This window comes from Microbacterium sp. LCT-H2 (genome assembly GCF_001866135.1).
Classification (GTDB): Bacteria; Actinomycetota; Actinomycetes; order Actinomycetales; family Microbacteriaceae; genus Microbacterium.
On record NZ_MODW01000002.1, the window covers coordinates 807,466 to 823,597 of the forward strand.

14 protein-coding genes are annotated in these 16,132 nt (G+C 69.5%); 5 read left to right on the plus strand and 9 right to left on the minus strand.

All coding sequences use genetic code 11. From position 1 onward, the window contains the following. Window positions 1-120: 120 nt before the first annotated feature. The 4 genes from BK819_RS08320 to dut form a co-directional block, all read right to left on the minus strand. Window positions 121-3,000: an aconitate hydratase gene (locus BK819_RS08320; protein WP_177173813.1), complete on the minus strand. Its 2,880-nt coding sequence runs from the start codon at window positions 2,998-3,000 to the stop codon at window positions 121-123. Between the two features lie 108 nt (window positions 3,001-3,108). Further along, window positions 3,109-3,843: a DUF3159 domain-containing protein gene (locus BK819_RS08325; protein ID WP_071328689.1), complete on the minus strand. Its 735-nt coding sequence runs from the start codon at window positions 3,841-3,843 to the stop codon at window positions 3,109-3,111. After that, the gene (locus BK819_RS08330; RefSeq protein ID WP_060921813.1) at window positions 3,840-4,427 is read right to left on the minus strand and encodes a DUF3710 domain-containing protein; all 588 of its coding nucleotides are present in this window, start codon (window positions 4,425-4,427) and stop codon (window positions 3,840-3,842) included. Before BK819_RS08330 ends, BK819_RS08325 begins: the two co-directional genes overlap by 4 nt. Further along, window positions 4,424-4,894, minus strand: coding sequence for a dUTP diphosphatase (dut, locus tag BK819_RS08335; RefSeq protein ID WP_060921812.1), 471 nt, complete (start codon window positions 4,892-4,894; stop codon window positions 4,424-4,426). Before dut ends, BK819_RS08330 begins: the two co-directional genes overlap by 4 nt. 12 nt (window positions 4,895-4,906) lie before the next feature. Here dut and BK819_RS08340 point away from each other — a divergent pair, with 12 nt between their 5' ends. Then, a complete protein-coding gene (locus BK819_RS08340; RefSeq protein ID WP_083391705.1) occupies window positions 4,907-5,371 on the plus strand; it encodes a DUF3093 family protein in 465 nt (154 codons plus the stop codon). A gap of 73 nt (window positions 5,372-5,444) precedes the next feature. Here BK819_RS08340 and BK819_RS08345 read toward each other — a convergent pair whose 3' ends face one another. Further along, on the minus strand, window positions 5,445-5,738 hold the full coding sequence (locus BK819_RS08345; protein WP_060921810.1) for a DUF4193 domain-containing protein: 294 nt from the start codon (window positions 5,736-5,738) through the stop codon (window positions 5,445-5,447). A 199-nt stretch (window positions 5,739-5,937) separates the two neighbouring features. On the opposite strand from BK819_RS08345, the gene sepH reads away from it, so the two are divergent. Further along, window positions 5,938-6,984, plus strand: a complete 1,047-nt coding sequence (sepH, locus tag BK819_RS08350; protein ID WP_071328691.1) for a septation protein SepH — start codon at window positions 5,938-5,940, stop codon at window positions 6,982-6,984. A gap of 18 nt (window positions 6,985-7,002) precedes the next feature. Here the strand turns inward: sepH and BK819_RS08355 are convergent, their stop codons facing one another. Further along, complete coding sequence (locus tag BK819_RS08355) at window positions 7,003-8,124, minus strand: alkaline phosphatase family protein (protein ID WP_071328692.1); 1,122 nt, start codon at window positions 8,122-8,124, stop codon at window positions 7,003-7,005. A 44-nt stretch (window positions 8,125-8,168) separates the two neighbouring features. On the opposite strand from BK819_RS08355, the gene BK819_RS08360 reads away from it, so the two are divergent. Next, complete coding sequence (locus BK819_RS08360) at window positions 8,169-10,610, plus strand: DNA topoisomerase (ATP-hydrolyzing) subunit A (protein WP_071328693.1); 2,442 nt, start codon at window positions 8,169-8,171, stop codon at window positions 10,608-10,610. Window positions 10,611-10,670: 60 nt separating this feature from the next. On the opposite strand, the gene BK819_RS08365 is transcribed toward BK819_RS08360, so the two are convergent. Continuing rightward, window positions 10,671-12,782, minus strand: a complete 2,112-nt coding sequence (locus BK819_RS08365; protein WP_371259832.1) for a type IIA DNA topoisomerase subunit B — start codon at window positions 12,780-12,782, stop codon at window positions 10,671-10,673. A gap of 181 nt (window positions 12,783-12,963) precedes the next feature. Here BK819_RS08365 and BK819_RS08370 point away from each other — a divergent pair, with 181 nt between their 5' ends. Further along, a complete protein-coding gene (locus tag BK819_RS08370; RefSeq protein ID WP_025103577.1) occupies window positions 12,964-13,182 on the plus strand; it encodes a hypothetical protein in 219 nt (72 codons plus the stop codon). 26 nt (window positions 13,183-13,208) lie between these two features. Here the strand turns inward: BK819_RS08370 and BK819_RS08375 are convergent, their stop codons facing one another. Both BK819_RS08375 and BK819_RS08380 read right to left on the minus strand, forming a co-directional pair. Then, window positions 13,209-14,246, minus strand: coding sequence for an alanine racemase (locus BK819_RS08375; protein ID WP_071328779.1), 1,038 nt, complete (start codon window positions 14,244-14,246; stop codon window positions 13,209-13,211). An 11-nt stretch (window positions 14,247-14,257) separates the two neighbouring features. Next, window positions 14,258-14,962: an alanine racemase gene (locus BK819_RS08380; protein ID WP_256209414.1), complete on the minus strand. Its 705-nt coding sequence runs from the start codon at window positions 14,960-14,962 to the stop codon at window positions 14,258-14,260. Between the two features lie 84 nt (window positions 14,963-15,046). Between BK819_RS08380 and BK819_RS08385 the strand changes: the two genes are divergently transcribed. After that, entirely contained in the window at window positions 15,047-16,063 is a 1,017-nt protein-coding gene (locus BK819_RS08385; protein ID WP_071328694.1) for a sugar-transfer associated ATP-grasp domain-containing protein, read from the plus strand. Window positions 16,064-16,132 lie beyond the last annotated feature (69 nt).

Below are 16,132 nucleotides of genomic sequence, written 5' to 3' on the forward strand. Positions count from 1 at the left end.
ACGGGTGCGGACACGCTCTCGATCCTACCGCTCGGAGCCGGGAATCCCCCGAGGGCGGCAGACCCTTGACATGCCGAAGGGGCCCGTGTCCGTGGACACGGGCCCCTTCGTCGTCGTGGCTCAGACGAGCGAGCGCAGCACGTACTGCAGGATGCCGCCGTTGCGGTAGTAGTCCGCCTCACCGGGGGTGTCGATGCGGACGACCGCGTCGAACTCGACGGTCTGCTTGCCCTCAGGCGAGTGCTCGCTCGGGGTGGCGGTGACCTTGACCGTCTTCGGGGTGACGCCGTTGTTGAGCTCTTCGAGCCCCGTGATCGAGACGATCTCGGTGCCGTCGAGGCCCAGCGACTCCCAGCTCTCGCCGGCGGGGAACTGCAGCGGGACGACGCCCATGCCGATGAGGTTGGAGCGGTGGATGCGCTCGAAGCTCTCCGTGATCACGGCCTTGACGCCCAGGAGGCTCGTGCCCTTGGCGGCCCAGTCGCGCGACGAGCCGGAGCCGTACTCCTTGCCGCCGAAGACGACCAGCGGGGTGCCCTGCTCGGCATAGTTCATGCACGCGTCGTAGATGTACGACTGCGGGCCGCCCGGCTGCGTGAAGTCGCGGGTGTAGCCGCCCTCGACGACCTGTCCGTCGTTCACGGCCGAGACCATGAGGTTCTTCAGACGGATGTTCGCGAAGGTGCCGCGGATCATGACCTCGTGGTTGCCGCGACGCGAGCCGAAGGAGTTGAAGTCCTTGCGGTCGACGCCGTGCTCCGTGAGGTACTGGGCCGCGGGGGTGCCCGGCTTGATGTTCCCGGCGGGCGAGATGTGGTCGGTGGTGACCGAGTCGCCGAGCGTCGCCATGACGCGCGCGCCCTCGATGTCCTTCACCGGGGTGAGCTCCATCTTCATGCCGTCGAAGTACGGGGCTTTGCGCACGTAGGTCGAGTTCTCGTCCCACTGGAACGTGTCGTCGTCCGGCGTGGGCAGGTTGCGCCAGCGCTCGTCACCGTCGAACACGGTGGCGTACTGCTTGATGAACTGGTCGCGCGAGATCGACGAGTCGACGATCTCCTGCACCTCGTCCGGCGAGGGCCAGATGTCCTTGAGGAACACGTCGTTGCCGTCCGGGTCCTTGCCGAGCGCGTCGGTCTCGAAGTCGAAGTGCATCGAACCGGCGAGGGCGTACGCGATGACCAGCGGCGGGCTGGCCAGGTAGTTCATCTTCACATCCGGGCTGATGCGACCCTCGAAGTTGCGGTTGCCCGAGAGGACGGCCGTGACCGCGAGGTCGTGCGAGTTGATCGCCTCGGAGACCTCTTCGATCAGCGGGCCGGAGTTTCCGATGCAGATGGTGCAGCCGTAGCCGACCGTGTAGAAGCCGAGACCCTCGAGGTCCTTGTCCAGACCCGACTTCTCGTAGTAGTCGGTGACGACCTTCGAGCCGGGGCCGAGCGTGGTCTTGACCCACGGCTTCTGCTTGAGGCCCTTCTCCCGCGCCTTGCGGGCGAGGAGGCCGGCGGCGATCATGACCGACGGGTTGGACGTGTTGGTGCACGACGTGATGGCGGCCAGGGTGACGGCGCCGTTGTCGAGCGTGTACTTCTCACCCTCCGGAGTCGTGACCGGGACGGGGTTCGACACGTTGGCCGGCGCACCGCTGCTGATGTGCACGGGGCGCGTGGTCGGCTCCTCCTCGCCGGGGACCTGACCGGGGTCGGACGCCGGGAAGGAGTGCTTGGACTCGAGATCGACGATGTCGTCGCTGGTCGAGGCCGTGGCGTAGTTCAGGATGTCCTGCTCGAACTGCGTCTTCGCCTCGGAGAGGAGGATGCGGTCCTGCGGGCGCTTCGGGCCGGCGATCGACGGGACGACCGTGCTCAGGTCGAGCTCCATGTACTCGCTGAAGACCGGCTCGTGGGAGGCGTCGTGCCAGAGCTTCTGCTCCTTGGCGTAGGCCTCCACCAGCGCGACGGCCTCGTCGCTGCGGCCGGTGAGGCGCAGGTAGTCGAGGGTGACGTCGTCGATCGGGAAGATCGCGGCGGTCGAGCCGAACTCGGGCGACATGTTGCCGATCGTCGCGCGGTTCGCGAGCGGCACCGAGGCGACGCCCTCGCCGTAGAACTCGACGAACTTGCCGACGACGCCGTGCTTGCGCAGCATGTCGGTGATGGTCAGCACCACGTCGGTCGCGGTCACGCCGGCGGGGATCTCACCCGAGAGCTTGAAGCCGACGACGCGTGGGATGAGCATCGACACGGGCTGGCCGAGCATCGCGGCCTCGGCCTCGATGCCGCCGACGCCCCAGCCGAGCACGCCCAGTCCGTTGACCATCGTGGTGTGCGAGTCGGTGCCGACACAGGTGTCGGGGTAGGCCTGGAGGACGCCCCCATTGGTGCGGTCGTAGATGACCTTCGCCAGGTGCTCGATGTTCACCTGGTGGACGATGCCGGTGCCGGGGGGCACGACCTTGAAGTCCTGGAACGCGGTCTGGCCCCAGCGGAGGAACTGGTACCGCTCGCCGTTGCGCTCGTACTCGATCTCGACGTTGCGCTCGAGGGCGTTCTCGGTGCCGAACAGGTCGGCGATGACGGAGTGGTCGATGACCATCTCGGCCGGCGAGAGCGGGTTGATCTTGTTCGGGTCGCCGCCGAGCGCCGTCACGGCCTCGCGCATGGTGGCGAGGTCGACGATGCAGGGCACACCGGTGAAGTCCTGCATGACCACGCGCGCCGGCGTGAACTGGATCTCCGTGTTGGGCTCCGCATTGGCGTCCCACGACCCGAGCGCCTCGATCTGCGCCTTCGTGACGTTCGCGCCGTCCTCGGTGCGAAGCAGGTTCTCCAGGAGGACCTTGAGGCTGAAGGGGAGCTTGTCGAAACCGGGCACCGTGTCGATGCGGAAGATCTCGTAGTCGGTGCTGCCGACCGTCAGGGTGCTCTTGGCACCGAAGCTGTTCACCGTGGACACGAATCCGTCTCCTTCTATTCGGATGGGAGCGACAGGCGCCTCCATCTTGCTCGCCGGTGCGGCCATGCGGCTAGCAAGGGGGACCTAACCAGTCTGCTCCGCGCTGGTCACCGGCGAAAGCCCGTGATTTATCTTGATGTCGAGATAAATCTATCACGCCGCCGCGGCGTCGTCGTGCGACGACGCGCGGGGATAGAGCGCGCGGACGACCAACCACGTCACCGCGATCAGGGGCGCGAACAACGGCAGCCCCATCACGAGCTTGAGGGTCCCGAGGGCGGTGACGTCGCCGGCCAGATACAACGGGAACTGCACGATCAGCCGCGCGAAGAACAGCGTGGCCCAGGCGATGCCGAGCCAGAAGAACGCGCGTCGCTTGCGACGGTCCGCACGCCAGGCGGTTCCCTCCCCCATGAGGAAGCCGACCGCGAGACCGATGACGGACCAGCCGATGAGCGCCGAGACGAGGATCGCCGAGCCGTAGACCGCGTTCGTGATGAGGCCGGGGACGAAGTTGTCCTCGCCGCGGCCCGTCCACAGCGCCAGCCCCGCAGCGGCCACAGCCGCGATCAGCCCGCCGAGAGCGGCCGACGGCGGCGACTTCTGGACCAGCCGGACGACCGTGAACACGGCGGCCAGACCGACCGAGACTCCGAGAGGCAGCAGCAGGGGTTCGGGGCGGAGGGTGAACAGGATCACGAATGCGAGGCTCGGCAGCACCGACTCCAGGATCCCGCGCCAGCCGCCCATGGCCGACCAGACGACCTTGTGCGTGCTCGCACTCTCGGACGGGTCGAGCCCGGCCTTGCGCGCTGCCCCGCCGAGTGCTGCTCCGAGGATCTCCGACGCGCTCTGCGTGCGCGGCTCCTCGGCGTCCGGCGTGGTCACGCGGAGCCCGGCGTCGCCGGCATCTTCAGCGGGATGAGGTCGCGCGGCGGCATGGGCGCTCCCCCGCGGACGACGACGATCGAGCGGAAGAGGTCCTCGACCTTTGCCGCCGCCTCGGGGTCGGACGCCGCCGCCCCGCCGATCACGCCGCGGAGGAACCAGCGCGGACCGTCGATGCCGATGAAGCGCGCCAGACGCAGGCCGGAACCCTCGCTGGCCGTCGCGGGGACCTCGGCGAGCAGCTCCTTGCCGAGCGGCCCCTCCCGCTCCTCGACGCGACCGCCCTGCGCCTTCACCTGGTCGCGCAGCTGGACGCGCGTCTCGTCCCACAGACCGCCGCTCCGCGGAGCCGCGAACGGCTGCACCTGGAGCGACGACTCGGCGTAGTCGAGCCCGACCGCCACGATGCGCTTGCTCTGCTCCTCGACCTCGAGCCGCAGGTTCAGGCCCTCGCGCGGCAGGATCTTGATCCCGCCGAGGTCGATGTACGGGCGGACGGGGTTCGCCTCGGAGTCGTCGAACGGGCCCTCGGTGGCGCGGTTCTCGGGCGCCGACTTGGAAGGAGTGTCGTTGCTGTCGGTCATTTCGCCTGTCCTGCTTCGTTCTCGGGAGTCTGTGCCTGGTAGCCGGTCGAGCCGAATCCGCCGGCGCCGCGGACGCTGTCCGGAAGCTCGTCGACCGGGAGGAACCGGGCACGGGTGACGGGCATCACGATGAGCTGCGCGATGCGATCGCCGACGGCGACATCGTACGCGCTGTGGATGTCCGTGTTGATCAGACTGACCTTGATCTCGCCCCGGTAGCCGGCGTCGACGGTGCCGGGCGAGTTCACGATCGAGATGCCGTGCTTCGCCGCAAGACCGCTCCGGGGCACCACGAAGGCCGCATAGCCGTCCGGCAGCGCGATGCGCACGCCCGTGGGCACGAGCGCCCGCTCCCCCGGCTCCAACCGCACAGCCTCGGCGGCGACGAGATCGGCTCCGGCGTCGCCCGGATGCGCATAGCCGGGGACCACTGCGGCGATAATGGGGACATCAACGGAATCGGTCACCCCATGAGGCTAATGCAGAACCCCGCAACGGACGCACGTCCCCGCTACCACGAACGACTGGCCCCCAGCCTGTGGCTGCTGGTCACCATCGCCCTGGCGGGACCGATGGTGTCCCTGATCTTCGTGCCGGTCGGCTCGACCTTCGCGCTGCTCCTCGGCGCGGCGGTCTCGGCGCTCCTCGTGGTGGCTGCCCTCGCCCTCGCTCCGGTGGTGGCGGTGCAGGACGGCGTACTCCGCGCCGGGCCGGCTCACATCGACGCGCGCTATCTCGGCGAGCCGATGGCGTTGACCGGCGAGGACGCGCGCAGCGCCAGAGGACCTGAGCTGCCCGCACGCGGGTGGCACCTCATCCGCGGCGGCATCGATGGCGTCGTCGTGGTGCCGAACACCGACGAGGCCGACCCCGTCGTGGCCTGGACGATCTCGACCCGCACGCCCGACCGCCTCGCCGCGGCCATCCGCGCCGCACGGGGCTGAGCGCACCCGCAGACGACAGCGCGCCCCTGACCGGGATGGTCGGGGGCGCGTGGGGCGTCGCTCAGAGGGCTGCTCAGGCAGCGCACTCCTTGCAGATGGGGCCATCGGGTCCCTCGTGGTCGAGCTGCGAGCGGTGCTTCACGAGGAAGCAGCTCATGCAGGTGAACTCGTCCTGCTGCGCGGGCAGCACGACGACATCCAGCTCGAGGTCGGAGAGGTCCGCGCCAGGGAGGTCGAAGCTCGACGGGTTGTCGGAGTCCTCGTCTCCGGTCGTGCCGGACAGCTTGTCCGGCACACGCTCCTTGAGGGCTTCGATCGACTCGGAGTCGTCTTCACTCTTTCGGGGAGCGTCGTAATCGGTTGCCATGCGGTGAATCTCCACTTTCATGGTGCGAGTGGGCGGGTGCGCCGTCGGGTAATCGGCGGCCATAGTTTGCATGACCGGCGGGCGTTTCGCAAATGCCCTCCCATGCGACAGGGCAAACTCACGGCACGCCCGCCGTATTCCCCGTTCGGGCCCCGCCGGCGTGACACCATGAACGCACACCCATCAGAGGGGCATTCGCATGGAAAACGTCACCATCGTCGGCACAGAGGCAGGAGTGCTCGTCCTCGCTACCGAGGCGGGCGAGCGGTTCGCGCTGCCCATCGACGCCGTGCTGCAGCGGGAGATCCGCCGCGCGACGCGCCAGGCCGAACCGGCCGCCCAGAAGCTCGCCGCGAGTCCCCGCGACATCCAGGCACAGATCCGCGCCGGTCTCACCGCCGCGGAGGTCGCCGACCTCCTCGGGATCAGCGTCGACGACGTCGCCCGGTTCGAGGGCCCCGTCCTCGCCGAGCGCGAGCACATCATCGGCCAGGCCCTCGCCGTGCCCGTCCTCATCGGCAGCGAGGTCGAGCCGGACGCGCAGCCCACCTTCGGAGCTGCGGTCCGCGCGAAGCTCGCCGAGGTGGCCGCTTCGTCCGAACGCTGGGCCAGCTGGAAGGAGGAGTCCGGTTGGATCATCAAGCTGGAGTTCTCCGCCAACGACGTCGAGCATGACGCCCGCTGGAGCTTCGATCCGCGGCGCAGCGCCCTCTCCCCTCTGAACGCCGATGCCACGCAGCTCTCCCGCCAGGGCTCGCTCCCGGAGGGCCTCATCCCGCGCCTCAGGGCGGTGGAAGCCGACCGTGCCGCTTCCCCCTACAAGGACGACAGCCGCTTCGACTCCGGTGCCTTCGGTCCTCGTCTGGTCCCGGCTCCGGTCGCAGAGGCCGACGAGCCGACCCAGCCCGAGCGCTCGGCGCCGGCGGTCCAGGACGCCGCGATCAACCGCGCGCCCGACTCCGCCTCGACGAGTCCGGAGACCGCCGACCTCCTCGAAGCCCTGCGCCGCCGTCGCGGCCAGCGGGAACCGTCGCCGATCGAGCACGAGATCGAGGAGACTCCGGAAGAGTCCGACCCCATCGCCCTGTTCGCCGCCCTGGAGGAGCCCGACGACGAGCCCGAGGCCCCCGAGCCCGCGCCGCGCCAGCCTGCTTCCGGGGACAGCGACGGCAGCGGGCGTCGACGCCGCCGGAACGCGATGCCATCGTGGGACGAGATCGTCTTCGGAGCGCGCACCGACGAGTGATCGGTCCCGGGTCGCGCCTCAGGAGGCGAACGACCCGAACCGCAGGAAGGGAACCCGCGTCTCATCCGGCGTGAGCGCCCCGTGCTGCCCCACCATGCCGCGATTGCGCTGGTCGTCGGCCGTACCGTCGTAGAGCGCCCGGACTCCCGTGGCGATGGCCAAGACATCGCCGATGCGCTCCAGGACCTCGTCTCGCACGACCGGACCGAAGAGCCCGGCCTGCACCGCCTCCGAGCGGGTGACGACATCCGCCGCGCCCTCGAGGTCACGGCGAAGGCGCGTCACAACCAGAGCGGCATCGGCGTGGGGTTCACGGTAGAGGTGCAGCATGCGCGGCTCGCCTCCCACGTGACGGATACCCGCGAGATGCGACTCCTCGAGCACGACCTGGCGGTGGAACGGCACATCGACCATCCCGTGATCCGAGGTCACCACCACGCCGACCCGCGGGGGGACACGGAGCGACAATGCCCCGTCGATCCGCTCCAACGCGGCCACCCACTCAGCGGACGCGACACCGTGCTTGTGGCCCGCCTTGTCGACCTCGGGAAGGTAGCAGTACACCAGCGAGCCCGGATTCTCCGCAGCCAGCGTGTAGGCGACCTCGACCCGCTCCTCCGGCGTGGCGGTAGGCACGAAGGTCGCTCCCCGCAAGGTCGCGCGCGTGAAGCCGCTGTGCGCGTAGGTCGCTAGTCCGACGGCGAACGTCTCCCGTCCGACCGACGCCGCGCGCTCGAACACGGTGGGCGTCCCCTGCCAGGTGAGGGGATCCAGGCCGTCCGTCTCCCACCCGCTGAGCTGGTTCACGAGCACGTCCCGTTCCGGATCCCTGACCCGGTACCCGACGAGGCCGTGCTCCCCCGGCCAGGCCCCCGTGGTGAGACTGGTCAGCGCCGCCGCCGTCGTCGTCGGGAACACCGTCTGGGCGATGTCCTTCTTCGTCATGGAAGCGGTCAGCGACCGGGCATGACCGGCGTGGCCCCGGAGGCTGATCGCCCCGAGACCGTCGATCACCACGAGCACGGCCGAATCGGCGCGCGGCAGCGTGGCGGATTCGCCGCGGAGAGCGGCGCACAGGTCGTCCGCCACCCCGACGACGCTCCGGGCGCCGGGCGGCGCGGACGGTAGCATGAAGGACATCCGAGCCAGTCTGACACAGGCTCCCGTACGCCCTCAGGAAGTCCATGCCGAAAACCCCGCCGCCCGAGCCTGTCGAGGAACGCATCCAGGACATCGATCTCTCCCACGAGATGCAGGGCTCGTTCCTGGAGTACGCCTACTCCGTCATCTACTCGCGCGCACTCCCGGACGCCAGAGACGGCCTCAAGCCGGTGCAGCGACGGATCCTGTTCCAGATGGCGGAGATGGGGCTGCGTCCTGACCGCGGTCACGTGAAGAGCGCCCGAGTGGTGGGCGAGGTCATGGGAAAGCTGCACCCCCACGGCGACTCGGCCATCTACGACGCGCTCGTCCGCCTCGCGCAGGAGTGGGCCCTCCGGGTGCCGCTCGTCGACGGCCACGGCAACTTCGGCTCGTTGGACGATGGCCCGGCCGCCGCCCGGTACACGGAGGCGCGCCTCGCCGCCCCGGCGCTGTCGCTCACCGAGAACCTCGACGAGGACGTCGTCGACTTCATCCCGAACTACGACGGCCAGTTCCAGCAGCCTGCCGTCCTGCCTGCCGCCTTCCCGAACCTGCTCGTCAACGGCGCCAGCGGCATCGCCGTGGGCATGGCGACCAACATGGCGCCGCACAACCTCATCGAGGTCGTCGCCGCGGCCACCCACCTGCTCGAGCACCCGGACGCCACCACCGAGGACCTCATGGAGTACGTCCCGGGCCCCGACTTCCCCTCGGGCGGGATCCTCATGGGGCTCGACGGCGTGAAGGACGCGTACACGACCGGTCGCGGCGCCCTCAAGGTCCGCGGACGCACGTCGATCGAGCCGCTGGGGCCCCGCCGCACGGGCATCATCGTCTCGGAGCTGCCGTACATGGTCGGCCCGGAGCGTCTGATCGAGAAGATCCGCGACGCGGTGCAGGCGAAGAAGCTCCAGGGCATCAGTGACGTCACCGACCTCACCGACCGCAACCACGGTCTCCGCGTCGCCATCGGGATCAAGACCGGATTCGACCCGAACGCCGTGCTGGAGCAGCTGTACCGGCTCACGCCGCTCGAGGACTCCTTCAGCATCAACAACGTCGCCCTCGTCGACGGCCAGCCCCGCACGCTCGGGCTCAAGGAGATGCTCAGCGTCTACGTCGGCCACCGCATCGAGGTCATCACCCGCCGCAGCCGCTATCGTCTCGCCCGTCGGGAGGAGCGCCTGCACCTGGTGGAGGGTCTGCTCATCGCGATCCTCGACATCGACGAGGTGATCCAGGTCATCCGATCCTCGGACGACACGGAGCAAGCCCGCACGCGGCTCCGCTCCGTGTTCGACCTCAGCGAGCCGCAGGCCGAGTACATCCTCGAGCTGCGTCTGCGCCGTCTGACGAAGTTCTCGCGCATCGAGCTCGAGGCGGAGCGGGACGCCCTCCTCGCGGAGATCGCTTCCCTGCGCGAACTGCTCGCCAGCCCGGCGCTGCTGCGCGCGGCCGTCGCCCAGGAGCTGGACGCCGTGGCCGAGGCCTACGGCACGCCGCGCCGCACGCTGCTGATGAACGCCGCCCCGCCGAAGCCCCGCGCGACGAAGGGCACGGTGGATCTGCAGATCGCCGACGCGCCGACGACGGTGGTCCTCTCGACCACGGGCCGCGCCGTGCGCGTGGACCTCGGCGAAGGCCAGGAGCTCACGGCTCCAGCCCGGCGGAGCAAGCACGACGCCATCCTCGCGACGGTCGAGACGACGGTCCGGGGTGAGGTCGGTGCCCTCACGAGCACGGGACGCGTCGTCCGCTTCTCCCCCGTCGACCTGCCCTCCGTGCCCGGCACCTCCGTGCAGCTCGCCGCAGGGACCCCGCTGCGCGACTACCTTGGGATCACGACCAAGGGCGAGCGCATCCTCGGGTTCGTCCGTTTCGACAGCGAGACCCCCGTCGCCCTCGGCACCGCCCAGGGCATCGTGAAGCGGATCGTGCCGTCGACCCTGCCCGCGCGGCCCGACCTGGAGGTCATCGGCCTCAAGGCCGGCGACGCCGTGGTCGGTGCAGCCGACGCGGCGGATGACGCCGACCTCGTGTTCCTCACCACCGACGCGCAGCTGCTGCGGTTCTCGGCTTCGACGGTACGCCCCCAGGGGGCACCTGCGGGTGGCATGGCGGGCATCAAGCTCGGCTCCGGCGCCGCGGTCCTCTTCTTCGGCGCCGTCGCCCCGGACACCGAGGCCGTGGTTGCCACGGTCTCCGGCGCGGAGAGCATCCTGCCCGGAACCGATCCCGGCCGTGCGAAGGTCTCGGCCTTCACGGAGTACCCGTCGAAGGGCCGCGCGACCGGTGGCGTCCGCGCCCACGCCTTCCTGAAGGGCGAGGACCGCCTCACCGTCGCCTGGGTCGGCCCGAACCCGGCACTGGCCGTCGACCCCACCGGCGCGGTGCGCAAGCTCCCGGACGTCGGGGCACGACGCGATGCCTCCGGCCAGCCGATCGACGGGGTCATCGGCAGCATCGGCCGCACGCTCGTCTGATCCGTTCCACGAAGAAGGGGACCCGGCCTCGCCGGATCCCCTTCGTCGTTGCGTTTTCCGTCAGGCGTCGATGGACTCGCGGGAGAGCTGGTCAGCGGAGTCGATGATGAACTCCCGCCGAGGGGCGACCTCGTTGCCCATGAGCAGTTCGAAGACCCGGCCCGCCGCCTCGGCGTCCTCCATCCGCACACGGCGGAGCAGCCGGCCGGAGCGGTCCATTGTCGTGTTCGCGAGCTGCTCGGCGTCCATCTCGCCGAGGCCCTTGTAGCGCTGGATCGGCTCATGCCAGCGCTTGCCGGCCTTGCGGAGCTTGGCGAGCAGCGCGTGCAACTCCTGCTCGCTGTACGTGTAGATGGTCTCGTTCGGCTTGGATCCCGGGTTGATGACGATGATCCGGTGCAGCGGCGGCACAGCCGCGAAGACCCGCCCGTGCTCGATGAGCGGTCGCATGTAGCGGAAGAACAGCGTGAGCAGGAGGGTGCGGATGTGCGCACCGTCGACGTCGGCGTCGCTCATGAGGATGATCTTCCCGTAGCGCGCGGCGTCGATGTCGAAGGTCCGACCGGAGCCGGCCCCGATCACCTGGATGATGGACGCGCATTCGGCGTTGGACAGCATGTCGCCGACCGATGCCTTCTGCACGTTGAGGATCTTCCCGCGGATCGGCAGCAGCGCCTGGAACTCGCTGTTGCGCGCGTTCTTCGCCGTGCCGAGGGCCGAGTCGCCCTCGACGATGAAGAGCTCGCTGCGCTCCACGTCGTTCGTCCGGCAGTCGACGAGCTTGGTCGGCAGGGTCGAGGACTCGAGCGCGTTCTTCCGGCGCTGCGTCTCCTTGTGCGCCCGTGCCGACACGCGGGCCTTCATCTCGGAGACGATCTTGTCGAGCAGCTGCGTGGCCTGGCTTTTGTCGTCGCGCTTGGTCGAGGTGAAACGCTGCTGGAGGTCCTTCCGCATCACCTGGGCCACGATCTGGCGCACGGCGGGCGTGCCGAGCACCTCCTTCGTCTGACCCTCGAACTGCGGCTCCGGAACGTTGACCGTGAGGACCGCAGTGAGGCCGGCGAGGACGTCGTCCTTCTCGAGCTTGTCGTTGCCGACCTTGAGTCGGCGGGCGTTCTGCTCGACCTGGCTGCGGAGCACCTTCAACAGCTCCTGCTCGAAGCCCTGCTGATGCGTGCCGCCCTTCGGCGTGGAGATGATGTTCACGAAGGAGCGGATGCGGGTGTCGTAGCCGGTGCCCCAGCGCAGGGCGATGTCGACGGCGCAGACGCGCTCGACCTCGGTCGCCACCATGTGCCCGTCGGGCTGCAGGACCGGGACGGTCTCGGTGAACGTGCCCTCCCCCTGGATACGCCAGGTATCGGTCACCGGCGGGTCGACCGCGAGGTAGTCCACGAACTCGGAGATGCCGCCCTCGTAGAGGTACGAGGTCTCCACGGGGCCGGTCGGCGCCCCGTCCTCCCCCACCCCGGCGCTCGCGGTGCGCTCGTCGCGCACTACGATCTCGAGCCCGGGGACGAGGAAGGCCGTCTGACGCGCTCGCGTCTCGAGCTCGGCGAGCTGGAACGCGGCATCCTTGGTGAAGATCTGACGATCCGCCCAGTAGCGCACGCGGGTGCCGGTGACCCCGCGCGGCGCCTTGCCGATGACGCGCAGCTCGCTGTTCTCCTCGAACGGGGTGAAGGGCGCGTCGGGTCGCTTCTCCCCGGAGTCCTGGAAGATGCCGGGCTCGCCACGATGGAACGACATCGCGTAGGTCTTGCCGCCGCGGTCGACCTCGACGTCGAGGCGCTCGGACAGCGCGTTCACCACGGAAGCGCCGACGCCGTGGAGACCGCCGGACGCCGCATAGGAGCCGCCGCCGAACTTTCCTCCCGCGTGCAGCTTCGTGTAGACGACCTCGACACCGGTCAGACCGGTCCGGGGCTCGACGTCGACGGGGATGCCGCGACCACGGTCGTGCACCTCGACGCTGCCGTCGTCGTGGAGGATGACGTCGATCCGGGAGCCGTTGCCGGCGACCGCCTCGTCGACGGAGTTGTCGATGATCTCCCAGAGGCAGTGCATGAGCCCGGGCGAACCGTTCGAGCCGATGTACATGCCGGGGCGCTTGCGGACCGCTTCGAGTCCTTCGAGCACCTGGAGATGATGGGCGGAGTACTCGGCATTCACAATCTCCGAGTCTATTCGCGAGAGGGAGCCGCCCCTCGCAGACACTCCCCGGGGCGCCGCCATCGCGGGTGCGCGCGTACGCGCTGAGCGAAACACGCCGTCGACCGGGCATGCCCCCAGGTGCAGCGTGGTTGTATTGAGCACGACCAACAAGGACGCCGACACCCGAGGAGGCCCCGAGATGAATGCAACGACCGAACGTGAGACCTCCGCTGTCGAGTACCGCCTGACCGCGATGGACCGCTGCGACTCGTGTGGAGCGCAGGCCTACATCGCCGCCGAGGTCAACGGTTCCGAGCTGCTCTTCTGCGCCCACCACGGCCGCAAGTACGAAGAGAAGCTGCGCAGCGTGGCCACGAGCTGGCACGACGAGACCGCTCGTCTCATCGAGACGGTCTGATCAGCGCCTGACCCGGCCGAGCCGGTTCAGTCCACGACCCTCCGCCGAATCCGCGGACCGAGGCGGGTGAGGATCTCCTCGCCCACCGTATCGATCCGCTCGGCGAGGGTCGTTGCTGTCTCCTCCCCCTGTGCTCCGGGGCCGAAGAGCGTCACCTCGTCGCCGACCGCCATCTCCGGCCAGCCTTCGACCGTCATCGTGGCGACATCGATGGTCGAGACCGCACGAGAGCCGGCGGGGGTGCCTACCGTCATCCCGGTCAGCGTGGAGGGGACGCCGTCCAGACTCCCGACGGCGACGATCGCGCTCTCGCCCTCCACCCGCACGACCGGCGCGACGAGACGCGCCGCAGGACGAACCCCGTCGAGCTCCGGACCGTCGGCCGAGCGGATGCCGTAGCAGAACGCGCCGATCCGCGACACGGTCCCGCGCAGCTCAGGTCGCCACCAGGACGCCGCCGAGGCCGTGAGGTGCAGGGACGCCGGCCGCGGCCCGGAGAGACCGACGACTCGGACGGCCTCGAGGAACAAGGCCTGCGCCGCGTCGTCCTCGGCGTCGCTCGCCTCGGCGATATGGCTCCAGACCCCGACGAGGGCGAGTGCGCCGGATCGCTCGGCGTCTCGGGCTTCGGCGACCGCGGCCGCCCAATCCTCCGGCCGCACGCCGTTGCGGTGCAGCCCGGTGTCGATCTTGAGGTGTACCCGGGCGCGCGCACCGAGGATCTCCGCCCGGGCGATGATCCGTCGGAGGTACTCGACCGTGCCGACGCCGAGCTCGATGTCCTGCAGGAGCGCCTCATCGATCTCCTCATCGGTCGAGGTCGCCCAGGCGAACACCGTGACCTCTCCGCCCGCGATACGCCGGACCTCGACGCCTCCGCGCACGTCGTAGCTGCCGAAAGAGGTCACTCCGGCCTCGAGGGCCGTCTCGACCGCCCAGCGGAGCCCGTGGCCGTAGGCGTCGTCCTTGAGGACCAGCATCAGCGCGGAGTCGCCCAGGCGGTCTCGGACCGCCGCGATGTTGCTGCGGAACACGGCGCTGTCCAGACGCAGTTCGGGGCGCATCGGGCCACCCATCATGCCTCCCATCCGCGCACGGCGTGCGCTCCGGGGACCGCGACGAGCTCCGCCGGGGTCATCCCGGTGAGCGTCGCCCAGCGTGCGATGGCGCCGGACGCGGGGCCGGCACCACCGAAGAAGGTGACCGCGTCGCCGACGTCCGCCGCGGTGTCCTGGAGATCGATGACGCAGACGTCCATCGCGACACGCCCGACGATGGGGTGCAGCGCGCCGTCGATCTCCACGTCGACCTGATTGCCGAGGCTTCGGACGACGCCCTGGGCGTAGCCGCCCGTCACCAGCGCGACGACGGTGTCCTCCGCCGCACGGAACGTGTAGCCGTAGGAGACGGCCTCCCCGGCCCGCAGACGCTTGGTGGACATGACGCGGCCGACGAGACGCATGACCGGAGCCGTCGCCGGGAGCCCCTCCGCGGACGGCAGCCCATAGAGGAGAAAGGGATCGAGGTCTGGCTCTCCGGTGGTGGTCGCGGTGATGCCTTCGAGACGGAGCGCCTCGACCTCTCCGGGAGAGTCCACGAGCACCTCTTCCGCCCCCGCGGCGGTAACCACCTGAGCGACGGCGAGCAGCCCATGTCCCCACGCATCGCGCCGGAGGTCGGCCCGGCGGCCGCCCGCCCGGATCGCCGCGGACGCGCCGGCCGCGAGGGCCGAGCGCGAGATCATCGCCTGCGGAAGCGCACTCGAACTCGTGTCACACACGTCTTCCAGCCTAGCTTCCGTGCTCCCAGGAGCCTGGGGGCTCCCCGCGTAGACTGGGACGTCGATCCCTAGACCCGGAGCTTCATGTCACGCCTTTCTCTCGCGCCCCGCATCCGCTATCTCCTCGGCCGCGCCCGCCGCATCGACGTCGGTTCGGTGTTCGAACGGGCCAGGGAGGCCTCGGCCCAGCACCACCGCCCCGTTCCCACGATCGTCGCCGACATGCTCTGGTCGGCGGCTCGTCACAACGTGGGTTTCCAGGACTACATCGACTACGACTTCGCGATGCTCAACCGTGCCGAGCGCGAGACGTACATGACGCACCCCGTGTCCAACCAGCTCTCGCAGAAGTACGACCACCCCGACTTCCGCTGGATCTTCCAGGACAAGATCGAGTTCAACCGCAAGTTCTCCGCGCATCTGCACCGCGAGTGGATGGTGGTCGAGGAGGGGAACGCCGACGAGGTCCGTGCCCTGACGGAGCGCCTCGGCACGATCGTCACGAAGGAGCCGGTCGGTCAGGCCGGGACCGGTGTGCACCGGTATCACGCGGCCGACATCACGGACTGGACCGAGTTCCACCGCGGCCTCCTCGATCGCGGCGAGCTGCTGATCGAAGAGGTCATCCGTCAGCACGACGACCTGGCGGCCGTGTGCCCCGGGACCGTGAACACCACGCGCATCACCGCGTTCTTCGACGGCGAGAAGGCACACATCCTCGCGATGGCCCAGAAGTTCGGACGCGGCGCGGTGAGCGACCAGATGACCTTCGGCGGCTTCTACACGATGCTCGACGAGAACGGGCACGCGGTCGGGGCCGGCTACGACTCGCACGGCCACGTCCACGAGACGCACCCGGACTCCGGGTTCCGCATCGCCGACTTCCAGCTGCCCTACATGGACGAGGTGCGCGCGTTCATCGATCAGGTCGCCCGCGTCGTGCCGCAGGTGCAGTACGTCGGGTGGGACGTCGTCGTGACCCCGGACGGCCCCGTCCTCGTCGAGGGCAACTGGGGCGCGGGCGTGTACGAGAACAAGCCCAGCGTCACCGGCATCCGCACCGGCCACAAGCCGCGGTATCGCGAGGTCATCGGCTTCTGAGCCTGTCGGACCGTCGAACCGGCCCCTTGCGCGCGAACCGGCCCCTTGCGTTTGCACGCAAGGGGCCGG

Excerpts from the sequence above, each read along its gene's own strand:
- BK819_RS08320 (WP_177173813.1), bottom strand. The coding sequence starts at position 3,000 with ATGGAGGCGCCTGTCGCTCCCATCCGAATAGAAGGAGACGGATTCGTG.
- BK819_RS08330 (WP_060921813.1), bottom strand. The coding sequence starts at position 4,427 with ATGACCGACAGCAACGACACTCCTTCCAAGTCGGCGCCCGAGAACCGC.
- BK819_RS08340 (WP_083391705.1), top strand. The coding sequence starts at position 4,907 with ATGCAGAACCCCGCAACGGACGCACGTCCCCGCTACCACGAACGACTG.
- BK819_RS08345 (WP_060921810.1), bottom strand. The coding sequence starts at position 5,738 with ATGGCAACCGATTACGACGCTCCCCGAAAGAGTGAAGACGACTCCGAG.
- sepH (WP_071328691.1), top strand. The coding sequence starts at position 5,938 with ATGGAAAACGTCACCATCGTCGGCACAGAGGCAGGAGTGCTCGTCCTC.
- BK819_RS08355 (WP_071328692.1), bottom strand. The coding sequence starts at position 8,124 with ATGTCCTTCATGCTACCGTCCGCGCCGCCCGGCGCCCGGAGCGTCGTC.
- BK819_RS08360 (WP_071328693.1), top strand. The coding sequence starts at position 8,169 with ATGCCGAAAACCCCGCCGCCCGAGCCTGTCGAGGAACGCATCCAGGAC.
- BK819_RS08370 (WP_025103577.1), top strand. The coding sequence starts at position 12,964 with ATGAATGCAACGACCGAACGTGAGACCTCCGCTGTCGAGTACCGCCTG.
- BK819_RS08375 (WP_071328779.1), bottom strand. The coding sequence starts at position 14,246 with ATGCGCCCCGAACTGCGTCTGGACAGCGCCGTGTTCCGCAGCAACATC.
- BK819_RS08385 (WP_071328694.1), top strand. The coding sequence starts at position 15,047 with ATGTCACGCCTTTCTCTCGCGCCCCGCATCCGCTATCTCCTCGGCCGC.